General features: G+C 46.9%; 19 protein-coding genes. 14 read left to right on the forward strand and 5 right to left on the reverse strand.

What is annotated here, in order from left to right; all coding sequences use genetic code 11:
* Positions 1–531 precede the first annotated feature (531 nt).
* Positions 532–951, forward strand: a complete 420-nt coding sequence (locus RIG27_RS22840; protein ID WP_446348993.1) for a hypothetical protein — start codon at positions 532–534, stop codon at positions 949–951.
* Positions 948–2,309, forward strand: coding sequence for a hypothetical protein (locus tag RIG27_RS22845; protein WP_446348995.1), 1,362 nt, complete (start codon positions 948–950; stop codon positions 2,307–2,309). The genes RIG27_RS22840 and RIG27_RS22845 overlap by 4 nt, the downstream gene beginning before the upstream one ends.
* 99 nt (positions 2,310–2,408) lie before the next feature.
* Here RIG27_RS22845 and dtd read toward each other — a convergent pair whose 3' ends face one another.
* Entirely contained in the window at positions 2,409–2,855 is a 447-nt protein-coding gene (gene dtd / locus RIG27_RS22850) for a D-aminoacyl-tRNA deacylase (protein WP_446348997.1), read from the reverse strand.
* A gap of 257 nt (positions 2,856–3,112) precedes the next feature.
* On the reverse strand, positions 3,113–4,300 hold the full coding sequence (locus tag RIG27_RS22855) for a class I SAM-dependent methyltransferase (protein WP_446348999.1): 1,188 nt from the start codon (positions 4,298–4,300) through the stop codon (positions 3,113–3,115).
* Here RIG27_RS22855 and RIG27_RS22860 point away from each other — a divergent pair.
* The 5 genes from RIG27_RS22860 to RIG27_RS22880 all read left to right on the forward strand — a co-directional run bounded on the left by RIG27_RS22860 (position 4,278) and on the right by RIG27_RS22880 (position 10,168).
* On the forward strand, positions 4,278–4,412 hold the full coding sequence (locus RIG27_RS22860; protein WP_446349001.1) for a hypothetical protein: 135 nt from the start codon (positions 4,278–4,280) through the stop codon (positions 4,410–4,412). The genes RIG27_RS22855 and RIG27_RS22860 overlap by 23 nt on opposite strands.
* Before the next feature lie 602 nt (positions 4,413–5,014).
* Positions 5,015–8,320 (forward strand): phycobilisome rod-core linker polypeptide, encoded by a 3,306-nt coding sequence (locus RIG27_RS22865; RefSeq protein WP_446349003.1) that lies wholly within the window; start codon positions 5,015–5,017, stop codon positions 8,318–8,320.
* A 365-nt stretch (positions 8,321–8,685) separates the two neighbouring features.
* Positions 8,686–9,171 carry an allophycocyanin subunit alpha gene (gene apcA / locus RIG27_RS22870; RefSeq protein WP_446349005.1) on the forward strand — a complete coding sequence of 162 codons (486 nt, stop codon included), beginning with the start codon at positions 8,686–8,688 and terminating at the stop codon, positions 9,169–9,171.
* Positions 9,172–9,276: 105 nt separating this feature from the next.
* A complete protein-coding gene (gene apcB, locus RIG27_RS22875) occupies positions 9,277–9,762 on the forward strand; it encodes an allophycocyanin subunit beta (RefSeq protein WP_446347312.1) in 486 nt (161 codons plus the stop codon).
* A 202-nt stretch (positions 9,763–9,964) separates the two neighbouring features.
* Positions 9,965–10,168 (forward strand): phycobilisome linker polypeptide, encoded by a 204-nt coding sequence (locus RIG27_RS22880; protein ID WP_006101555.1) that lies wholly within the window; start codon positions 9,965–9,967, stop codon positions 10,166–10,168.
* A gap of 127 nt (positions 10,169–10,295) precedes the next feature.
* Here the strand turns inward: RIG27_RS22880 and RIG27_RS22885 are convergent, their stop codons facing one another.
* Positions 10,296–11,078 carry a Uma2 family endonuclease gene (locus RIG27_RS22885; protein WP_446349008.1) on the reverse strand — a complete coding sequence of 261 codons (783 nt, stop codon included), beginning with the start codon at positions 11,076–11,078 and terminating at the stop codon, positions 10,296–10,298.
* A 262-nt stretch (positions 11,079–11,340) separates the two neighbouring features.
* Between RIG27_RS22885 and RIG27_RS22890 the strand changes: the two genes are divergently transcribed.
* Complete coding sequence (locus RIG27_RS22890; protein WP_446349009.1) at positions 11,341–12,555, forward strand: FtsW/RodA/SpoVE family cell cycle protein; 1,215 nt, start codon at positions 11,341–11,343, stop codon at positions 12,553–12,555.
* Positions 12,556–12,682: 127 nt separating this feature from the next.
* Here the strand turns inward: RIG27_RS22890 and RIG27_RS22895 are convergent, their stop codons facing one another.
* Positions 12,683–13,459, reverse strand: coding sequence for a DUF3747 domain-containing protein (locus tag RIG27_RS22895; protein WP_446347306.1), 777 nt, complete (start codon positions 13,457–13,459; stop codon positions 12,683–12,685).
* A gap of 154 nt (positions 13,460–13,613) precedes the next feature.
* Positions 13,614–17,303: a response regulator gene (locus tag RIG27_RS22900; RefSeq protein ID WP_446349012.1), complete on the reverse strand. Its 3,690-nt coding sequence runs from the start codon at positions 17,301–17,303 to the stop codon at positions 13,614–13,616.
* Between the two features lie 590 nt (positions 17,304–17,893).
* Between RIG27_RS22900 and RIG27_RS22905 the strand changes: the two genes are divergently transcribed.
* The 6 genes from RIG27_RS22905 to RIG27_RS22930 all read left to right on the forward strand — a co-directional run bounded on the left by RIG27_RS22905 (position 17,894) and on the right by RIG27_RS22930 (position 23,263).
* The gene (locus tag RIG27_RS22905; RefSeq protein ID WP_446349014.1) at positions 17,894–18,502 is read left to right on the forward strand and encodes an N-acetyltransferase family protein; all 609 of its coding nucleotides are present in this window, start codon (positions 17,894–17,896) and stop codon (positions 18,500–18,502) included.
* Between the two features lie 430 nt (positions 18,503–18,932).
* The gene (locus RIG27_RS22910) at positions 18,933–19,487 is read left to right on the forward strand and encodes a hypothetical protein (protein ID WP_446349016.1); all 555 of its coding nucleotides are present in this window, start codon (positions 18,933–18,935) and stop codon (positions 19,485–19,487) included.
* 161 nt (positions 19,488–19,648) lie between these two features.
* Positions 19,649–19,909, forward strand: coding sequence for a MoaD/ThiS family protein (locus RIG27_RS22915; RefSeq protein ID WP_446347326.1), 261 nt, complete (start codon positions 19,649–19,651; stop codon positions 19,907–19,909).
* A 105-nt stretch (positions 19,910–20,014) separates the two neighbouring features.
* Positions 20,015–20,470 carry a DUF2996 domain-containing protein gene (locus RIG27_RS22920; RefSeq protein ID WP_446349018.1) on the forward strand — a complete coding sequence of 152 codons (456 nt, stop codon included), beginning with the start codon at positions 20,015–20,017 and terminating at the stop codon, positions 20,468–20,470.
* 478 nt (positions 20,471–20,948) lie between these two features.
* Positions 20,949–21,728, forward strand: a complete 780-nt coding sequence (locus tag RIG27_RS22925) for an RNA polymerase sigma factor SigF (protein ID WP_446349020.1) — start codon at positions 20,949–20,951, stop codon at positions 21,726–21,728.
* A gap of 608 nt (positions 21,729–22,336) precedes the next feature.
* Positions 22,337–23,263 (forward strand): hypothetical protein, encoded by a 927-nt coding sequence (locus RIG27_RS22930; RefSeq protein ID WP_446349022.1) that lies wholly within the window; start codon positions 22,337–22,339, stop codon positions 23,261–23,263.
* Positions 23,264–23,323: the final 60 nt, after the last annotated feature.

The raw sequence follows: 23,323 nt of genomic DNA on the forward strand, positions 1-23,323 counted from the left end.
CAAAATTGGGTTATCCATTTGTCTGTCTTCTCTCAGGGTTGGGAGGTTGTGAAGGCAATCTGAGTTTTAGCGATCGCGCTTCTCTGTCTCTGATTTTACCTGATTCATACTCCTCACTTCGACTTGTGTGTACACGGTAGCCTACAAAGAGGGGGGATGACAGAGGATGCTTCGCTTTTGTTTCATTGGAGAAGGGGAATTAGAACAATTAATAATAAAAAAGGTAGGTAGCTACGCCTGCAATATAACACCTTTCTTGCTCCCCTCTCCCACTCTGGGGAGAGGGGCTGGGGGTGAGGGGTTTCTGGCTTAAGCTGTAAGGGCACGATAATATCGTGCCCCTACCATACATGGCGTTTGTGCGTAAGTCCTAACCCAATTCGGTGTAAGCCTTTATTATATAATTAGAGATAATAGTCTCGTATGGGCGCAAGGTTTGCGCCCAGGCAAGGTTTTCGCCCTAGCAAAGCTTGCGCCCAGAAACAAGCCTCAGACAACTAAACCCAAATCTCACTACCCCTAATAATCGTTGTGATCAAGTCATCTATCGACAATTTAGAAGCTATCACGATTTACGCCTTCCTGGAAGCATTAGCCCAGCAAGACGAACCCCTTCCCCCAGACTTAAAACGCCAAATCAACGAAGTCGGACACCTATTTACCGAAAACCCCAAAGCCGCAGCCAATCGCTTGCTGGATTTAGCTAAATATGAGACAATTAAACCTATTTACGCCCAAGTCCGCCTTGAATATCAACGTCAATATCAACCGAAAACCCAGATTAAAATTAAACCCTTAAATGAACCAACTTCATCAGAACCTGTCTCACCACCCATCCCCGGTAATATTGCATCGATTTTAATCGCGTCAGAGCCGACGGCGGAAGCAAAAAAACAATCGTTTCAATTCAAGAAATTTTTTCCAGGGTTGTTCCGGAGTGAAACGAAATGATTCATTTAAACTACCCGAGTCTAGTTAGTTTTAACTATACCTTATTTAAAGCCTTGGGTATTGACTCCGAAGCGTCAAGCAACACCTTAACTTTATATAAGCAAGCTTGGCGTGATTTAGACGCTCATATCAAAAACAAACTGCAACCTATTGAGGTTTTAGATTATCTTTCCGAAAAAAATATCCAGTTTCAAGGTAAACTCGCTGATAAAACTATTGATGGCTCCTATAATTATACCTTTTTATCTGACACAATCGCTTGTTTATTTAACCAATCCGCCAATCATCAAGACTCCACTCAATTAATTGATGTCATAACCGAACTCAAAAATCTAGTTCCCTCTGTCGTCACCGAATTACCATACCCACATCAGAATTTAGGACAAACCTGGATGATTTCCGGATGGGTTGATACAGCCGACATCACTAAACTAGAAGAATTGGCGACCAAATTTTACCAAGAATTACTGAATCAAGAGTGGCAACGTAAAAAAATAGGCAAATTTATAGATGCCACCGTATTTGAACTGTGGCGTAATTCCCCAATCTGGGATAAACCAGAAGACAACAGTCATGTATTAATCCTTTTCTATCCAAATCAACAAACAATGGATGCTGCCGCCGATTTTTATGAAGATTGGCTAAAATGTCTATGGTATAGACACAAAATTTGGTTTGCCTATAGCTTGAGTCGGCAACTCAAAGAGCAACTCGAAAAAGACTTTAACCGTGTCGTTCCTGATTTAGAAAACAGACATCAGTACAATCTCGATCAACTTAAACTCACCTTAGCCAAAACTTTAGAACCCCTTTCACGCTATGGAACTAATCTAAATCTATTAGGAATTCAACAGCAGACACTTCTTACCAATTCACATTACTATAAAAACGATTTAAACGATATTGAAGCCAAAGCAAATACCCTTAAAAACGGCAAAACCGACCTTACCTTTCTCAAGGAATTTAGTCGCAGGGTTGAGGATTATTATCAACCGCAACTCGAACATGAGCTAGCCAGCTTTTCTCCAGGTTTAGGTGCCCTGCAAGGATTAACTGATACCGTGCGGGGAATTGTTGAGATAGAACAAGCGCAGCGCGATCGCAACTTCCAAAATAATATTGCTATTGTCGGTGTTGGCTTAGGCACTGCATCAATTTTAGCCTCTGTTCCTGATTTAGAAATGATTACAGAACTACCGCCAGTCAACGCTTATATTACTCACTGGCAACTGAACAAATCTCAAGCTAATTTTGTCGTCAGTCTCAATATTAGTATCTTTGCCGGAGTATGGGTGGCAATATTCACCGCGATCGTGATTAAAATCGGTGAACGATTACGTTCAAAGAAAGCCTCATAACGGTGCTAAACTGTGATATATTTAAATTGGGTATTAGTAGCGCGTAAATTGGGTATTAGTAGCGAGCAAGATGCTCACACTACCAAGATTTCATTAATTCTACCGCTCCAGCAGCAGTGTCACGGGTCCATCATTTTCAATCGAGACTTGCATCATCGCCCCAAATACGCCCGTTTCCACTCGTAACCCACTTTGACGCAGCTTTTCTACAAACTGCTGATAAAGCTGTTCCGCCTGTTCAGGATTCGCCGATCGCGAAAAAGAAGGGCGACGTCCTTTACGACAATCGCCATACAAGGTAAACTGACTTACCACCAACAATTCGCCGCCAATTTCCTGAACCGATTTTTCCCAGCGATCGCTATCACTATTGGTTCCCGGAAATAACCGCAAATCCAAGCATTTTCGCGCCATCCAATCTAATTCAGCTTCCGTATCACTATCGGCAATTCCCACTAGCAAATTTAGCCCTTGACCAATTTTACCAACGACTTCACCATTAATTGTGACTTGAGAGGATTTAACTCGCTGAATAATAACGCGCATTTACAATTTACGATAAGAAATTTTTAGTTTTGAATGTGTAGGGGCGGGTTTCACCAATAACGCATCGGCTCAAACCACTAACTTAACTAAACCCGCCCTGACTATAACTTTCGCTTACAGAAGCCTAAACCTAGTTTATTAGGGTTGGGTTTAGGGGCGGGTTTAGTCGCATATCCCCCACACCCCCAGCCCCACACCCACCAGGGGAGAGGGGAGCAATAAATGACATAAGACAAATGACATAAGACAAATGACAATCACTGACTCAAAATAATAAGCTGCTGCTTTTGGAGCGATCGCACGCCATCTAATCCTAACTTTACATCCTTTAAAATCTCTGCCACAGTGCGCTGTTGACTACTGTTCTCGTCACAGGCTTGCAGAAAAGCAAACTCGGCATCTGATAAATTAATAATCTGATAATCGTAGTTAAATAGACATTGACTGGGCCACCCTTCCATACAGGGATTCCTTTCTGGAATCGCCGCTAATAACTCCTGATCCTGTGACCAATCCACCTTCGGTAACGGTGGACGCCCCAAGAAAAACTCATAATGGGACAGGTCTGGATCTAACAATTCAATTAAACGATACCGTTCGCGATCGCACAATCCACTCGCCCGTTCCATTAATCCTGGATTTTTCCCCAATAGCCGATCCAATTGCCAATACCCAGGATTAGAAAAGCCGATAAATTCTAACCCCGACGCCTCAATTAACTCAAATAGACTATCAATCCTGTAGTCAATCTCTTGGGGATGCAAATACATATCCGCGAAATTCGCATCCCGTTGATTTTCCAATGACCAACGTTCTTTTTCTCGCTTGACAATTCGGTTGTTTTCTGGTAAAGTTTCAAAAACTTGGCGTCCGATTTGCACGCCATCATGGTAATCCCCACACTGATTCCCTTGCAAGAGTGCGATCGCCTGTTGCATCAGTCGAATTTCCCAGCGCCCCAATTCAGCATAAACAAAAATATGCATCAAGCCCCCTGGTGCTAACTTCGGTGCTAATGCCTGAATGCCGCGAATCGGATCAGGCAAATGATGCAACACGCCCACACAGTTAATTAAATCAAACTCTCCCTCCAGTTGTTGGGCATCATAAAGACTCAAATGATGAAACTCAACCCGATTCGCCCCAGAACGATGACACCTCTCCTGCGCCACCTGCAACGCCCCAGCACTCAAATCGATACCCACTACCGAGGCTTGGGGATTCAGGTGAACCAAATATTCAGTACCTACCCCGGTACCACAACCTGCATCTAAAATCCGAATATCCTGCCTTGACGGTTTTTGACCTGTGCAGAAATTATAGGCGGCTAACCAATTCCAGCGCCAGTTATACCCAGGCGGAGGTTCGTCCAGCAAGGGTTCTGGAGGGAAGGGGTAAGCGTCATATAACCGGGCAACAGCAATGCTGGTATTGTCATTAGTCATTCGTCATTTGTCCTTTGTCATTCGTCATTTGTCCTTTGTCATTCGTCATTTGTCCTTTGTCATTCGTCATTTGTTGATTGTTCATGGTTCATTGTTGATTGTTGATTGGTAATCCTCTTCCCCAGCTCCCCCAGCTTCCCCAGCTTCCCCAGCTCCCCCAGCTCCTTCACCCCTCAGAACCCGAACTAATGTAACAAAACTTATGCTTTTTATCAGTGAGTGAGGTAAATCCACTATGATGACTCTGTTATGACACTGTAAAATTTTGGTATGTATTCTATACACTTCTTAATAATGCCGTTAAGCAGATCAGAAACGTTTTAAACTTTTGTGTAAACAAATCAGCAAGCTTTTCTGCCTTGGAAGGGCGGCTGCGCGGGTTCTCCAACTCTCGGAGATAAAGGTTGGATTCCAACCAGAGACGCGGAGTAAGACCAATACATCTTTCATGGTGTGGCGGCATCGGCGAATGAGACGCGAAGCCAACATCATAATCGATTTGATGTTGGTAGTTCACTCTAGATGCTGACCAGGTTTAGCGAGATCACTGGTTGATTGAGGGCAAGGTGACGGAGAATATCCCAGCTCATGAGCAATCGGGTCTGGGAATAAATCTTAATGTGCTGAACCTATTCTGCCTTCTCAACTGGATGAATCCCCTGGTCAGGCTTAACACAGTCAGTAGCAATTGTCGATGGGAGCGTTTAAAAATCAATGAGTGTTAAGGCAAGTGGTGGAAGCTCAGTTGCACGTCCGCAACTGTATCAAACCGTACCGATTAGCAACATTATCCAAGCCGAACAGCAAGATCGGTTTTTGGGGAAAGGAGAGCTAGGTGAGCTGTCCGAATATTTCCAATCGGGTACCAGACGAATAGATATTGCCAATCTGATTACTCAAAACTCAGACTTGATCGTATCTCGTGCCGCTAACCGGATTTTTGTCGGCGGTTCTCCGATGGCGTATTTGGAGAAGCCAATAGAAGAACCTGCACCGGAAATGGCAATGGCAACCAGTGCGGCGGGTACAGGTGATGTCAGACGCACGATGGAACTGGGAACCGCAACGTATGTGGAAAGTGGCGGAGGTTTCTTTGAAGGATTCCGGAACATCTTTAGTGCATCGAGTGGGGGTCCAACCCCATCGGGATTCCGACCGATAAACGTCGCCCGTTACGGTCCAAGCAATATGCAGAAATCTCTGCGGGACTTGTCTTGGATGCTGCGCTACCTCACCTATGCAATTGTCGCTGGTGATCCGAATATTATTACCGTCAACGTCCGCGGATTACGGGAAATTATCGAAAATGCCTGCTCTGGAGATGCCACATTATTGGCACTGCAAGAAATGCGGGTAGCGTCTTTGGGATACTTTAAGCGCGATGCTGAAGCGGCTGAAATCGTGAGTCAGTACTTTGAGATTCTGATTAACGAATTCAAAGCCCCAAATCCAGCCGATAAAGTCCGCCAACGTCCTTCGCCAGATCAGCAAGGGTTACAACTGCCTCAAAGCTACTTTAATGCCGCAGAACGGCGTCCGAAGTTCGTGATGAAGCAGGGACTATCAGCATTAGAAAAGAACCAAGTGATCAAGGCGGCGTATCGGCAGATCTTTGAGCGTGACATTAGCCGCGCCTACAGCCAATCCATCTCCTACCTAGAATCTCAGGTGAAAAACACCGACATCTCCATGAAGGAGTTTGTGCGTCGCCTAGGGAAATCACCCCTATACCGTAAGCAATTTTACGAACCCTTTATAAACAGTCGTGCTTTAGAACTGGCATTCCGTCATTTCCTGGGTCGGGGTCCGTCCTCTCGCGAAGAAGTTCAGACCTACTTCTCGATTGTGTCTGATGGCGGTTTACCCGCGCTGGTGGATGCTTTGGTGGATTCGCAGGAATACTCCGATTACTTTGGCGAAGAAACCGTTCCCTACCTGCGGGGATTGGGACAGGAGGCTCAAGAATGCCGCAACTGGGGAATGCAGCAGGATTTACTCAAATACAGCGCCCCTTTCCGCAAGGTACCGCAATTTATCACCACCTTTGCTAAGTATGAGCAGCCATTACCGGATCAACACCCTTACGGTGCTGGTAATGACCCGTTAGAGATTCAGTTTGGGGCAATTTTCCCTAAAGAAACGCGCAATCCCAACACGCAACCGGCTGGTTTTGGTAAGGATACTAAGCGCATCCTGATCCATCGCGGACCAGGGATTAATAACCAAAACAGCAATCCTCAGGCAAGGGGTGAGTTTCCAGGTTCTCTGGGGGCGAAAGTCTTCCGTTTAGACCAGATTCCTAGCACTAAAGCGGCTAGTGTCACATTTGCCGAAAGCTCGACCCAAAAGGTGATTAGTGCCTGCTATCGCCAAGTCTTTGGACGGGAGGTTTATGACGGTCAACGCCAGAAAGTGGCGGAGATTAAGCTGGAAAATGGTGAAATTACCATCCGGGAATTTATCCGCATCTTGGCGAAGTCCGATGTCTTCCGCAAGATGTACTGGACATCCCTGTACGTGATGAAGGCTGTGGAATATATCCACCGTCGTCTGCTGGGACGCCCCACTTACGGACGCGGGGAGACGAACAAATACTTTGATATTTGTGCCAAAAAAGGCTTCTACGCCCTGGTTGATATGCTGATTGACAGCAAAGAATACGAGGAAGCCTTTGGGGAAGATACGGTTCCCTACGAGCGCTATCTGACACCGGGCGGTTTACAATTGCGATCTACTCGACCGGGTGCGATTCGTGAGGATGTGGGGACTAAGCCAGAAGTCCCAACAACCCCAACCTATGTGACTATGGGAGAGGTGTCAGAAACCCGAACTGAGCCGGATGTTCAGTTCCGGATCAATCAGGGCGTTAGCACCCAGCGCCAGCAGACTAAGATCTTTAAGCTGACGGATCTCAACGATAAGCCAGCGGTGAAGGTTCTGATTCGTGCGGCGTATCGCCAGATCTTTGAACGTGATGTTGAACCTTATGTGGTCAAAGGTCAGTTCTCTAGCCTGGAAAGCAAACTCGGAAATGGTGAGATTAACCTCAAGGAGTTTATTGAAGGGTTAGGATGCTCTGAACTCTACATCAAAGAGTTCTACACACCTTATCCCAACACCCAGGTGATTGAGTTGGGAACCAAGCATTTCTTGGGTCGGGCACCGGAAAATCAAAAGGAAATCCAGAAGTACAACCAGATTCTGGCATCCCAGGGTATCCGAGGCTTTATCGGTGCCATGGTGAACAGCATGGAGTATGTTCAAGTCTTTGGTGAAGATACGGTTCCCTATCGTCGCTTCCCCACTTTACCGGCGGCGAACTTCCCGAATACGGAGAAACTCTATAACAAGCTGACCAAGCAGAATAATCAACTGGTGGTTCCTAGCTTTGAGCCAGTCAGTTCGCGAGTGGATGGAGCCAAACTGCCCTTAACGGGTAAAGCGATCGCGGATATGGCGGCGACTAAGCCTGATTTTGTCGAACTCAGTCGTTCTGTACCCAAGGACAATAATCCAGGGGTTCAAGCGGCTGGGGGAATTGCTAATCGTAAACCGGCACGGATTTTTCGCCTAAACCCCGGAAATCTGGATGAAACGGCTCAGGTGATTGAGGCAATTTATGCTCAGGTGATGGATATCTGGACGGGTGAAATTCCCCCATCCTATCGACAGCCTGATTTAGAGCGTCAACTGAGCCAGGGTGAAGTCTCGGTGCGCGGCTTTGTTAAGGGGTTGGCTTGTAGTGAAAGCTATCGTCAGCGCTTCTACTCACCCTATCCCAGTGCCAAAGTCATCGAGTTCTTGTTCCGTCATCTGTTGGGACGCACTCCTGCGACTCAAACCGAGATTCAGGACTATACCAAACTCATGGCTGAACAGGGAATGAATGCGGCTGTGGTTGCGATCGTGGATAGTTCAGAGTATGCTCGTTTCTTCGGGGACTATGTGGTTCCTTATCCTCGCGTTCCCTCATTGCCAGCAGGCAATTACTTGGGCAGTATCAAAGCTATCTCTGATTAGGGTAATGGTAATGTTCTAGGCGTGCCATGGCACGTCTTTGGTGTAGAGACGTAGCATGCTACGTCTCTACAATCAGCGTTACCCCAACCCCTAAATCTGAGGACAAATGTTACAAAATGTTGCGAACATAGGAAAAATGTGAACAATCTATCGCAAAATATTTGCGGAAGAGAGCTGTCTCACTGACCTAATGTATCGCTAGCTACTCTCACCAATCTTGAGTCGATTAAGTCGTTTCAAGATCAGGCAGAGTCAGCCCTTAAGCTGGAGAGCCTAGCCCATTGGGAAGCGTTTCAGCGTTTCAACAGTTACAATAAGCCAGTTTAAGCACACCTGGTTACATTCTTGGAGGAGGAATCCTGTAAATGAGTATAGTCACGAAATCAATCGTGAATGCAGATGCCGAGGCTCGTTACCTAAGCCCTGGTGAATTAGACCGGATCAAGTCGTTTGTGACCTCTGGTGATCGTCGCCTACGGGTTGCTCAAACGTTGACAGACTCTCGTGAGCGCATCGTTAAGCAAGCTGGAGACCAGTTATTCCAGAAGCGTCCTGATGTTGTTTCTCCCGGTGGTAATGCCTACGGTGAAGAAATGACAGCAACTTGTCTGCGTGACTTGGACTACTATCTGCGCCTGATCACCTATGGTATTGTCGCTGGCGATGTTACCCCAATTGAAGAAATTGGCTTAGTCGGCGTGCGGGAAATGTACAAGTCTTTAGGAACTCCCGTTGACGCTGTTGTCGAAGGCGTTCGTGCCATGAAAACCGCGGCTACCGGTATGATGACTGGGGAAGATGCGGCTGAAGCTGGCTCCTACTTCGACTATGTAATCGGAGCAATGCAGTAGACCCTATCCTACGGGGAAAGACGTAGCATGACGCATCCACACCTGGACGTTGCACGTCTGTCTTAAGGATTCGAGAGACTAGGTGAAATAAGGAAAATAGAATCGATGCAAGACGCAATTACCTCTGTTATTAACTCTTCCGACGTTCAAGGAAAGTACCTGGACGCCTCTGCGATGGACAAGCTCAAGGGCTATTTCGCCACGGGTGAATTGCGGGTGCGTGCGGCAACCACAATTAGTGCTAACGCAGCAACTATCGTTAAAGAAGCTGTGGCTAAGTCTTTGCTTTACTCGGATGTTACTCGTCCGGGTGGCAATATGTACACCACTCGCCGCTACGCTGCTTGTATCCGGGACTTGGACTACTATCTGCGCTACTCCACCTATGCCATGTTGGCGGGTGACACCTCCATCCTGGATGAGCGGGTACTGAATGGACTCAAGGAAACCTATAACTCTTTAGGTGTTCCCATTAGTTCAACCGTACAAGCCATCCAAGCCATGAAAGAAGTTACCGCCAGTCTGGTTGGTGCTGATGCTGGTAAGGAAATGGGTGTTTACTTCGACTACATTTGCTCTGGCTTGAGCTAAAGACTTCTGGAACGTTCCGTTGTGAACCTGTAGTCGGTCATTTTTTCAAGGTTTGGGAAGTCAATTGTGAGTGCTAGCTTGTTGAAGGCAAGTCTGACTTTTTGGTTAAGCAGATGAGTTTTGACAATCTGGTATTGACAGTTGAGTCCCAAACCTGATTTGAATTTAAAGTTTTTGAGTTTTAATTAGGAGAACTTCAATCATGCGAATGTTTCAGGTGACGGCTTGCGTCCCTAGCCAAACTAGAACCAGAACTCAACGGGAGTTGCAAAACACCTATTTCACTAAGTTAGTTCCCTACGACAACTGGTTTCGGGAACAACAGCGGATCATGAAAATGGGCGGCAAAATTATCAAGGTGAAGCTAGCCACTGGCAAACAAGGTACAAATACAGGGTTACTTTAAGATAATAGCTTCTATGGCAAAGGGGGAGGGGTCGCGATGACCCCTTTTTGAGTCAGAAGGTATCAACAAAGACGGTCAAGGCTTTGGTTGTTTTCAAGTACAGGATACAGAATTGATGTCCAGGTAATTAATTTTCTGTATCAGACTCAATCCCTAATTCCTTGAGTTTAGCGAGTAGTTCCTCAACCCGTTGCTGTGCCAGTTCTCGTTGTTGTCGTTCTACCTCAACCTGTTGCTGTGCCATTTCAGCTTGCTGTTGTGCTAATTCAGCTTGGTGTTGTGCTAATTCAGCCCTCTCTTCTGGCGTTAATACTAACTGTCCCTCTGGACTGAAAAATCGCAGGGTTGACTGATGCACTCCTAAAAATAACTGTAACTGTTGACTCCATAACCAGCCTTGCTGATTCGACTCTAGTGGCTGATATTCACCCCGAACTAAGCAGAATCCTTGAAATTCTAAGGTATCAGGGTGAAACCAAAAATATTCGGGTGTGCGAAAGGTATCCTGATACAGCGTTTTCTTATCCCCTCGATCCACCTTAGCCGTGCTATCCGAAAGCAGTTCAATAATCACATTAGGATATTTGCCTTGTTCTGCCCACAAAACCCAACTTTTTCGAGGTCGGTTTTCCACACCCAACACGACAAAAAAGTCAGGTCCGCGAAAGTCTCTGGTGGTAATGTGGTCAGGACTAAAATAAATGGTGAGATTCCCAGTGGCATAAAAGTCAGTACGTTCTCGCCACCACCATTTCAGACAAGCCAAAAGTAGTTCAATTTGATCTCGATGCCGATCGCTTTCCAAGGGCGGTTCATCACTCCACAAATCCCATGGTGGAATAATAATCTCTTCAGGTTCAATTTGGGCATTTTTTTCAGTTGTGGTGTCTGAACTCTGGGTAGGCGTCATGGGAATACCTAGGGGAGGTTGTTCCTTTTTAGTTTAGTCGGTGGTAGTCAGATTTTAGCGCTCGTACTATTGTGTACAGTTTAAGGGAGCTACTTGTTTGATGATCAACAGCTAATGCGATCGCGATCAAAAGATGGGTTTGAGCAGTTTGGTGATCTGAGGCAAATCGGCGAAGACAGCGCAACTACGAGCGAACACGAAGGATAACTGGATGGTCGGCTCCGGTTGCGCTACTCTAATTGAGAGTAATAAATAAATTTTAGTGACTCTACGCAATCTGATTTCATGGATTCATCCTTCGGCTAAGGACTGGGCAATCGATGCCCGCTTGTTGCGCTGGTTAACCTTTCTGTGGCTATTGGTGGGTTTGGCAGTGCTGTTTTCGGCATCCTATCCCAGTGCTGATGCTGAGTTTGGCGATGGTTTATATTACTTCAAACGACAGCTTATCTGGATTGTCCTCGGTATGATCGCCTTTAACTTTTTTGTGCGATCGCCTTTACGGTATATCCTGAGAATTGCCCATTGGGTAATGCTGGTGTTATTGGGGTTGATCTTGATCATCTTGATTCCCGGTGTGGGGACGACCGTTAATGGCGCAACCCGTTGGCTATCCATGGGTCCTGTTCCCCTACAACCCTCGGAATTAATTAAACCGTTTCTGATCCTTCAGAGTGCTTGCATCTTTGGGCAATGGCAACAGATTTCCATGCGAGTACGCCTGTTCTGGCTAGGGATGTTTGCCCTAGTGCTGTTGGGAATTTTGCTCCAACCCAATCTGAGTACAACGGCGCTATGTGGGATGACGCTGTGGCTAATTGCACTGGCGGCTGGTTTGCCCTTTTCCTACTTAGGAGGAACCGCCTTGGGGGGCGTGTTACTGGCAACGATTAGTATCAGCATCAAAGACTATCAGCGACGTCGGGTGATGTCATTTCTTAATCCCTGGGCTGATCCGATGAATGACGGCTATCAATTGATTCAAAGCCTGCTGGCGGTGGGTTCGGGAGGGACATGGGGTTCAGGGTTTGGTCTATCCCAACAAAAGTTGTTTTATTTACCGATTCAGTACACCGACTTTATTTTTGCCGTATTTGCTGAAGAATTTGGCTTTGTCGGCAGTATGTTGTTGCTGCTGCTGATCGTAGCTTATGCTACCTTGGCAACAATTGTGGCATTGAAAACCCGTCATCCTGTGCATCGGTTAGTCGCGATCGGAGCGATGATTGTAATTGTCGGTCAGTCGCTGTTAAATATTGGTGTGGCAACGGGGGTTCTTCCGACTACAGGTTTACCTTTCCCGTTTTTTAGTTATGGGGGAAGTTCCATGATTGCTAATTTGTGTTCGGCTGGATTGTTGATTCGGGTAGCCAGAGAAAGTAGTGAAGCTCAAGTCGTTTCTTTACAAAACCGTCGCCAATCACCACCTCAGCGGCGTAGGCGACAGAGAACGCAGTTACAAAGGATGAGGGATTAGCGGTTAGCAGGGGGAGCAGGGGGAGAATAAATGAAATTGGAGCTTATCTGAGCAGTATTGGGGCGGGTTTAGTCGCATCTGGATGAGGCAAAAAGCGATAGTAGTGAAACCCGCCCCTACACAACACTTACCTTAACTCTTCCAAAATTGGTACAGTCTGATTGGAAGAAGGAGGGGGTAGGGTTTGAGGATTGGTGGCTGGATTATCTAGGGTGGGTACAGTAACTGATGGTGGAGTATTTTCCTCCCTTGGCTTCGTAAAAATAAACTCCCGCTCGGTTTCTGCGGGTGCAGGTTCCCGTACTGCTGGCGTTAGCGGGTTTGGGGGAGAACTCACCCCTGGTGTCGCTGGAACCCCTGTATCGCTGGTTAGATAGATATGACCTAAAGTTCGACCTTGATAAGCACGTCGAGTGAACCGCCAACCGGGATCAAGTTCAATTTTGAGGAAATTGCCATTACTCAATCCTCGAGTTCTGCCAATTTCCACCTTGGGAGCTTGACGATTCATCCGATTTGTACCAATGAGGACTAACTCGCCATCCCGCTCGACAACTCTCAGCAAATAGTCTAATCCTAAATCTTGACCCTCCATGCGAATCGAATAACCATTACTATCAGTGCTACGTCCGCAAATGCCTGTAAAGTCAAAATTGAGCAGTAACGGATCAACGATCGCGGGATTACTTCCCACCTCCTGCCAGCAAGCGCGTTGGTTGGAGCGCTGTTCAATAATCAGTAATTGATACTTATCATCCCCAAAAGGAGCAGCAACGGCAATAAAATTATCAGAATTGACTTCTTGACTATCAAATGTGCCTGCCTTGAGGGGACTTGAAGCTCCGACGGTGAGTAGAAATGCCGTCGTTAGAACTCCAACGTTGAGCCATCGTAAACGTTTCATGTTAGTGTAGTTGCCGAAAATTTCTACATTCCACAATAGACGTAGTGAGCGCTTCAAAGATTCCTAATCGAGGATTTGACATCCTCCCCAGCTTCCCCAGCTCCCCCTACTCCCCCAGCTCCCCCAGCTTCCTCTGCTCTCCAACTTCCCTGCACTACCGACTCCCCTGATCGGGTGAATTGGAATTCACGGGTACAGGGTTAACGGCAAAGGTTAAAACGGTTTCATCCACGCCTTTAAGCTTAAGAGAACGATACTTCGCGATCGAGTCATCGTCTAACCAATCGGCAACTGATGCTGAAACCAGGATTGAATTCGGTTCAGCGGCTTCTTGCAGTCGGGCGGCGATATTCACCGAAGGACCGATCGCGGTATAGTCGGTTCGTTCATCCCCACCAAACATCCCCACTACAGCAGTTCCTTGATGAATCCCACAGCGGAATCTTACAGGCGGGGGTCCTCCATTACCCACGAGTCCCCTAGCTTGCCACCGTCGATTCAGTTCATCCAGCGATCGCAACATTTGTCGTGCCGAGGCAATTGCCCGTCGAGCTTGTTCGTGAGGACTTAATTCTTCAGGAGCGCCGAAAATCGCTAAAATACCATCCCCCATAAACTTATCCACCGTACCCCCATTATCAAACACCGCACGAGTCATGGCTACCAGATACTCATTTAGCAACTCAGCAATTCGACGCGATCGCAAGGTATTCGACAACTCGGTAAACCCAACAATATCACTAAACAAGGAGGTAACCAAGCGAGGTTCTGGATGTAAATCCAGTGCCAATTCTCCCCGTGCTGCTTTCTTTACCATAGCTGGGGGTAAAAAGCGCTTCAGTACCGACTCGGTTAGATATCGATTTAACTCAACCACGCGCTGTTCTTGTTCTTTAAGCGCCAACAAATTCCGGACTTCTGCCAACAATTCCCGGTCATTAAACGGTTTCGAGAGATAAGCATCTGCCCCCTTTTCCGTTCCCTCAATCCGACTGGCTTCATCAGCTTTTGCCGTCAGCAATATAATCGGTATTCCCTTAAAGTCCTCGGAACCCCGAATTGTATGAATCAGATCCAGTCCTGACATCACAGGCATCATCAAATCAGTCACGATAAGCTGAGGATTGCATTTTTGCGTCATTTGCCATCCTTGCTCACCATTTCGTGCTGTCCACACTTGATAACCGGATTGCCTGAGAATGTTCTTCACATAAGCCCGTAAATCAGAATTATCATCTACAACCAAAATTCGCGCTATTTTTGCCGCCAACGGTACAGTTGACTCAACGGTTGAATAAACCTCTCCAGTTTCTTGAGGTTCTGCTTCGGTTTGCTCCTGTTGTTCCCAGAATGATTCCATCTCCAAGTCCGCCAGTTCCACCGAGGCGCGACTGGACTGGATTTCCGTGGCAACATCCACAATCTGCTCAACGGGGAGGTGAGCTTTTCCTGGTTGTAAATGAATGGTGAATGTTGTTCCTTTTCCCTGTTCCGAGGATACGCCAATTTCTCCCCCATGGAGTTCGACTAATTCTTTCACCAACGCTAACCCTAAACCACTGCCTTCATAACTGCGGTTGACTGAGCCTTCTGCTTGTCGGAACCGTTCAAATAAATGAGGAAGTTGTTCTTTACTAATACCAATACCCGTATCAGAAATTTTTAGACAAACTTTATTGTCCGTCGATTTAACAGTAATTGTAATACTTCCCCCAGCATTGGTAAACTTCATCGCATTTGACAGGAGATTATACAATACCTTGTCAAATTTTTCTATATCTAAATAAATCTCAGGACAAGGGATGACCTGGCTCAAGAGATTGATATTTTTTTTCTCGCAGTAGGGTTTAAAAGTTTCAACAATTTGATTAATAAATTCAATTAAGTTACAGGGACGGAAACTCGGTTGCATCCGTCCCGCATCGAGTCGCTGTAAATCCAATAGCTGATTAACCAATCGCAACAGGCGGCGCGAATTCCGCAGCGCGATTGAACTTTGTTCATAAGGTAATCCCTGATGTTGATTAATTGCCGATTCTAGTGGTCCAATCATCAGGGTCAGGGGCGTGCGGAATTCGTGGGAAACATTTTGGAAAAATTCCGTTTTCTGCCGATCTAATTCCATTAACCGCTCGGCTTGCTGTCGCGTTTTTTGATAAAGTCGCGATTGCTGAACCGCAATTGCCGCTTGGGATGCCACGGCTTGGGCAAGCTCAATTTCGGATTGCAGCCAGTGGCGTGGGGTATCGGTTTGCCGCAGGCTAATGCTACCAATAATTTTGCCATCAACCAATAAAGGCACTACCAAAAGGGCGCGGGCATTTTGGCGCAGGGGCAGGTCACACCCATTCATTTGGGGATTGGCTGCCAAATCATCAAGCACCACCGGGGCTTGAGTATCAAGAAGCAGCCGTAATACTGGATTACCGACAATCGGAACAGCTGACAGAGGAAGTTGAGTTGAGGAAACAGATTCAATCGAGGAGGTAGGGGAATGAGTCAGAGAGACTTGATTAATCTCTGGGGATTGATAGTGATGATTAACCGACGTTCCCACTACTTTTGTCGATTTCCCATCATACAAGCCCACACATTGAACAAACTCATCGTCTTCACTCCAAAGAGACAGAACACAACCATCAACGTTGAGAGCGACGCCTAATTGTTGAGTAATCGCTGTAAAAATTTCTTGGGGGTCAAGGCTAGAACGGATGGCGCGGGTAATCGTGTTGATTAAGGTTTGCTGCGTCGCTAAGGCGTGTAGCTGTTCATACGCCCGTGCCTGGGCAATTGCCATGGCAGCTTGGTCTGCCACCATCACCACTAGCTGAATTTCGTCATCTTGCCAGCTATAGGGTTCTACACATTGGTGTAACGCCATTACCGCCACCAATTCCTGTTGACTAATCAGGGGGACGACTAAGCTAGAGCGAATATTAGCCTGTTGATACGCCTGTAGCCGAGCTTCGACTTCAGGACTATCCTGATTAAATCGTTCATCTGTCAATACATCGTGAATAACGGTAACTTCATGGGTTTGCCAAACCGTCTCAGTTAAAAGCGGCGGTAGCGATGAGGTGGCGTCTGTCTCTTCACCCGTGGTTTTTATGGTACAGGAGTTGGGTTGCGGCTGTGCTAAGTCTAATGGTGAATGGTTCGGTGATAAGGGTTGCCTACCATTGTCTCTAAACCTTGCCGTTTCGCCATCTGAATCGCTCTGTTGCCGTTGATAGACAAACCATTCATCGACCAACTGCTCTTGCTGGAAGGGACGAAGAATGCATACATCGACTTCTAGCAAGTGACCCACCGTCTCGACAATCCGCTGTAGAACGTCTTTAAGCGGGGAACTACCACTTTTGTCATACTGAGCATTGCGAATGGTATTGGTTACGGTATTCAGCAGGGTTTCCCGACGCAACGCCCGACAGAGTTCACTGGTGCGGGACTTAAGGACATTATGAGTGTCCATGGCTTGCCGCACGACTGACTTGAGTTCCTCGGCATTCCAGGGCTTGGTGACGTATTTAAAGACTTTACCCGCATTGATGGCTTCAACCAGGTCTTCAACATCGGTGTACCCCGTTAAGATAATCCGGATAATATCAGGATATTGAGCGGCGGTGATACTGAGAAACTCGGTACCGCTCATTAGGGGCATACGCTGATCGGAGATAATGACAGCTACGTCTCCTTCAGCTTCCAAAACTTTTAGTGCGGCAGGACCATTGTCTGCCCGCAAGACTTTATAGTCACGATGGAATGTTCGATAGAGCAAGTCCAGGTTGTCGGGTTCGTCATCAACAACCAGAAGTTTAGGCTTTCGTGTGGATTGAGATCTCATGCACCGCTCTCCTGCTGCCAGAGATTTTGCGAATAAAAACAGTTTGCACGCACGTTAGAGATTTTTACGGCTGGCAATAACTGGCTCGGTGAGAAATCTCTGACTCCAGGGAAGTGTAGTTCGATTATCACGACGGGCTAAAGGAAGCATGTTACTTGTCCTGCGGCAATTTGGCTATTGTGACGGTAGTTAGTGGTACACCCCAATTGATTTTAATTTTTGTTTTCCAGTATGGTTGTATTCTGCCTCAAGTTGCCGACTAGTCATGTTTGTTCTGAGCGTCTTGGTTTTTGGTTTACCCTAAAAGTCATGCGATCGCGCCTAACTCCTCTATTTTGGGCGAATCATGAAAATTTAGGGGATCGAGCATACCTTGAGGACGCAAAGCGCTGCGCCTTGATCGGCTTTATGATGGTGTCATGCCCCTGGGAAAGCGCTGTGGGAAGAAGTGATTCGTCAATGCTCTCCTTGTACAATACTATCGTTCTACAAACGAAAGACGATGATTTCTGGTTAAGTGTTGATCCCAAGGGAGTGGTGATGGCGCTCTTTATGTTTTTGCGATGGTGAACCCCTGCTTTTCTTTCGTGATGTCCCACAAAGTTGCTTCTGAAGCTCAGCAGACGCTGGCTGTGGATGCTTCCCGCTTAACGATCCGGAGGGCAAAAGACCAAGATCTAATTGCGCTCTCGGAAATTCTAGCGGATAGCTTTCACTCGCAACAGGGACTCTGGCGTTTGGTTTATCCAATTTGGCGATTAGGAATTTATGAAGATCTGCGGAATCGACTGCGTGGCAATTCTCCCCATTATGCCTGTTTTGTTGCCCTCAACCCTGATGCTTCTGGCGATAGTGCTGACGGGCTACTCGTCGGCACTGTCGAAATTGCCCTCCGTTCTCCCCCATCCTGGCAACCTCAAGATCACCAGTATCCTTACATTTCTAATTTAGCGGTTAGAAGGTGTTGTCGGCGACGGGGTGTGGCTGGACAATTACTGCTAGCTTGCGAGCGTCAATCCTTGGCATGGGGCTTTCCCAATCTTTACCTTCATGTCCTAGATAGTAACGATCAAGCGCGGCAACTTTACCTGAAAATGGGCTATCAACTGCATCATCTAGAGCCGAGTTACAGTCTCTGGCGACGCCATCCTCAACGTTTGTTATTACGCAAGCGTTTAAATACGGGAACACCTGGATAACCATAAGGCTAATTTTTTTCCTCACGGCGGTAAGTGACACAGTTGGGGAAATAATCTCCACTTTGCCGCCTTTGGGAATCGAGTTTCTCGATCCAGCTTTACCATTTCTTTAAAAAACGTTCCCGCTTCTTCACCGAATCTTCATAAAATTTCTTAACAAATAGGCGTATATTGCCCCAATTCAGCCATCTGTAGGGAATTGATCTGACCTATACCTGTCACCGTATGCCATAAAATAGAGTTATAAATTTGTCGAGAAGCAACAAATTACACCGATCTGAGTTGGTTTGATCGGGTAATTCAACATAGATGATCAACAAAACTTCTCTTTTTGGTTATTATCAAAGACTGATAACCAAAGGAATTGATTAGTTGTGCGTTCAACCTGGGTGCATCCCGGCTCCCTTGAAATTAAGCGATACGAGTTGAAATGGAGAGCGAAAATAACCAGCGTTGCCAAACAGCTCTTTACGAAGAAGAGGAGGTGCTGGCCCCCCCCAATAGTTTCGCCAACGCTCAAGGCTCTAGTGGCATGAATAAACAAAGCCCAAATTTCCACAACTCACCGGAAGGAAAAATTCTTCAGCAGCTTCACGATCAACAGTTGCTGATCGTTAATCCTCGGCGTCGGAATGGTTTAATTCTATTCAAGCGCTATCATGCTGAATTTGCTGGACCAGGTTCAGGGGTGGGAGGATTATTCGATTTGGATTGTCAACGGGTGCTACCTGTGGGGAACCTTTCTTTACTCTCTCCAGAATCATCAGAAGAGCGAAAGCGGGCATATCTGATTCGACGACAGTGGGTGAGATTAACGATGCAAATTACGGATAACCCAGTTCCCCTGCAACGCGCCCAAAAGATGATAGAGCAATTTGAGGGTTTCTTTGACGCGGAAACAATTGCTAAATTACCGAATGAGGCTTTTTCTCTGTTGGTGGGAGTCTTGCCTCAGACGGTGATCAAAGTGCGTCACACAGCCTAGTGCAGTGTGGCAAAGGAGGGAAGCTGGGGGAGCTGGGGGAGCTGGGGGAGCTGGGGGAGCTGGGGAAGATGGGGGAGCTGGGGGAGGTGGGAGAGCAAGGTGAGAATTGTCAGGGGCGGGTTAGGATAAAGATTGGAGCATTTGTTAGCGGATCACGCCGGATGTCCGAACCTTTGATTTGTGTCACCATCAAACTATTCGCCGCTTATCAAGACGCCTACGGCGTCCCTGAACTTCAACGGGAGTTCCCCGCCCAAACCCCTGTATCTGTCCTTCTGGATAGCTTAATCGCCGAACATCCTCAACTGAAACCCTGGCGGGATTTGACTCGTTTTGGTATCAACCTCCAGTTTGTTGAACCGGATACGATTTTGCAAGCAGGAGATGAGGTTGTCCTAATCCCCCCTGTCAGTGGCGGTTAATCCGGATGAATTCCGGCAAAGAGATGGGCAACAGGTTAATTGATGGCTCCTTTTTCTGTAAAAATATAAAGAGAAATTATCAGAAAAACCTGCAAGTAAGTCGTTATGCCAGAAAAAAACAAATCTAATCCGGACGCTCAAGGGGCTAAACCTAAATCCTCTAAAGCCAAAAAAGAGAAACCGCCAGCACCTGAGGACAAACCGTTCCCGGAATTTATCGAACAAGAGTACCTACCCGCGTTAAAGACTGCCTTTGGTGAACAAGGTGTCGATGATGTAGAGGTCAATTTTGTCAAGGAAAAATTTACGATTCCCGGTCTAAGTACCCAGCCAGACTGCTGGCAAGTCATTGGTCGCTTCGCTAATGGTCAGCGTCAATTTAACGTATATTTCCCCGATGAGGATATAAAGGCGCAAAAAGCCTTCTCCTGTTCGCCCAAGGGAGCTAAGCCCAGTACCCTTGAGTCATTTATGATTGATGAACGCAAAGTGTCTCTCGATCTGCTGGTGTTTTATACCATACAGCGATTGAACGCTCAGAAATGGTTGGCAAGAAATTAGTTAGGGGCTGCTGAATACGTGTTGTGGTTAGGGGAAGCTGGGGGAGATGTTCGCTGTTCAGTGATTTCCCTGCTCACTGCACTAGGAGGCTTCTCTGTTCTCTGGAGCGATCGCAAATATGAGTTATACTTAACTGAATGGGGTATGCTTTCGATAAACTACTATACAAGCTTAGAACTTTCAGCTAAATTTTGTTCCCCAAACGGGAGTCCTGCTGTAACATGGTGCGATATTAGGGTGTACTGACTGCTTTCCTTGAAGATTAGCCAAAACGTTAGCTCATGGGTTTACCCTACTCCTGCTTCCTGGCGTTGTGGTAGCCGTACTTGTGAAAAACGGCTGTAGCTGGCTAATCTATTAGTGATCCTGACCTGTAGTGATCCGAACCTCTAGATTCCAGCAGCAAATTTCCCACCGAACCGCTGGCTTGAGTTAAGGGTTCTCACTCAAAGTACGCTTCTACCCCCTTACTTTTGCTATGCTGACTTCCATTACCCACGAACAAGAACTAAAACACGAAAGCCTGCGACTGCTGCGAGACTATCAGCAATCCAAATCCGCAGAGATTCGCAACCAGCTAGTGTATCTCAATATTGGGCTAGTTAGACGAGAAGCTCATTATTGGGTCAATCAATGTACAGAAAGCTATGAAGACTTGCTACAGGTTGGCTGTCTAGGTCTGATTCGAGCGATTGAGCGATTTGCTCCCAGCAAGGGTAATGCCTTTAGTTCCTTTGCTATTCCCTACATTCGTGGTGAAATTCAGCACTATTTGCGCGATCGCGGCGGTTGTATTCGTATCCCCCGGCGCTGGTTGGCGCTACAACAACAGTCTATCGCTATTATTCGCCAGTTACGAGAGGAACTCAATCGCCAACCCACCGATGCAGAAGTAGCGGAAGTTCTTGAAATTCCTCTAGCCGAATGGCAAGAAATTAAACTAGCGCATCAGAATCGAGAACCTCTGAGCCTAGATACGCCTGTTGGTGACGAAGAAGATGGCACAACCAGTTTGGGTGATATTGTCCCTGATCCAGGATATCGCAGTTTTCAACTGGCACAAGAAGACCAAATTCGCTTGCAACAAGCGCTGGTTCACCTAGAACAACGGACTCGCGAGGTTTTAGAATTTGTCTTTTTATATGACTTAACTCAGAAAGAAGTGGCAGAGTTGTTGAATATTAGTGTGGTAACCGTGTCTCGCCGCATGAAAAAAGGACTCAACGCCATGAAAAATATTATGAATGGTGGGGAATAGTAAGTGTCAAAGATGATGGCGCGATCGCTAGTAGCCGATAGCAGTCAAAGCTTCCACAACGCTTTTACTATAATAGTAGGTAGAGAGAATACGTTGAAATTTATCTAACTGTGGGGGGAGAGGGGGAGCAATAAGACCCACGCCATAATTTTTAATTGGGCGCTGGGATACACTGGACTCCCCCAACATCAATGTGGTAAATTGACATCATCCTTGGATACATCTGCTCACAAATCACAAAGCTAGTTGAAATTGCTGCACCGTGAGTTGATTCTCGAATTCGATAATTGACGCCCTCGCGGAGTCGAAGCGTCAATAACCAAGGCAAATCAAACGAACCAGTACCGCTGGGCTAGCGGGAATTGAAACTGCCTGTGCAGACGGTCTACCGGGGACTGAAATGTACTCGTCTCAGTCTAGGTAAGTGTCGAAATCCCCTGAGCTTCGACAGGCTCAGCTACCGCGTAGCCGAAGGGGAAAAACCAGGAAATCCAAGTTGTGAAGCTTGGAAGCCCACACCAGAATCTTTGATTTGGTGTGGGATGATGTCACTTCTAATTGGGGTGTTCTGTGTGGTGTCTTCTGTAAAAATATGGGGGGACTCGATCATGCATAAAAAATTATTAGTTGGGTTGATCACAGTATTAGCATTGTACATAGGAGGTTGTCAGGGGGACGAGACTGAACCAATTGGCGAAGTGCCAGAGCCGACGACAGAGGAATCGCCAAGCGCAGAACCTCCACCGGAAGTCGCTCCCTTTAAAAATCCTGATGTAGACACGCAGCCCAGATTACCGACAGCCTCAGGGTTGATCCAAAGTGGGTCACCCCAGGAACAAGTTAGAAAAGTAGAAAAAGGACGCAGCGATCCCTTTGCTACTCTTACCCTAAAACCGGAAGTAACCGTATCGCCTAATCCTCAAGCACAAGGACAATCTATACCTGTACCTGTTGTGCCGCGAGTCCCCCCGCCTCCAGTTCAGAGAGGGACGGGTAATGGTAGTCCAGGTCGTCCAGGCGGTGGCAATCAAAGCAGAAGAACAGGTGGCACAGGTGGCACAGGTGGCACAGGTGGCACAGGTGGCACAGGTGGCAACGGCTCTAATGTAGTACCAAGAGCAGCAACCTCACCAGGGGGAACTACTGCCAACGGTGGTAATGGAGGGAAACCAGGTAGTAAGACAGCCAGTGGCAGTCCGGTTCCGGAACCCCCTCCCTTGGTTCCCGAACTGCCAAAATTACCAGACCCTACACTAGCTAGGCAAGTGGAAGTTGAGGGCGTAGTCCAAATTGGCAATGTGCCTCGAGCTATTGTCAAAGTTCCCGATGAACCAAGCCGCTACGTCCAAGAAGGACAAAGGATTTCCAACGGACAAGTTCTGGTTAAGCGGATTGAAGTGAATCGCGGTCCGACGCCAGTGGTTGTTCTGGAGCAATATGGTCAAGAAGTGGCTAGACAAGTTGGTGAAGAACCGGCGGGAACTCCAGCACAAGCCGAATCCTCTACAGGTTCCTTGCCACCGCCACCCGCGTGATCGTTGAGATTACTTGCGCTGATGAATGTGTTTGTAGAGACGTGCCATGGCGCGTCTCTT

Origin of the sequence: Coleofasciculus sp. F4-SAH-05, assembly GCF_040222985.1 — a bacterium.
Taxonomy (GTDB): Bacteria; Cyanobacteriota; Cyanobacteriia; order Cyanobacteriales; family Coleofasciculaceae; genus Coleofasciculus; species Coleofasciculus chthonoplastes.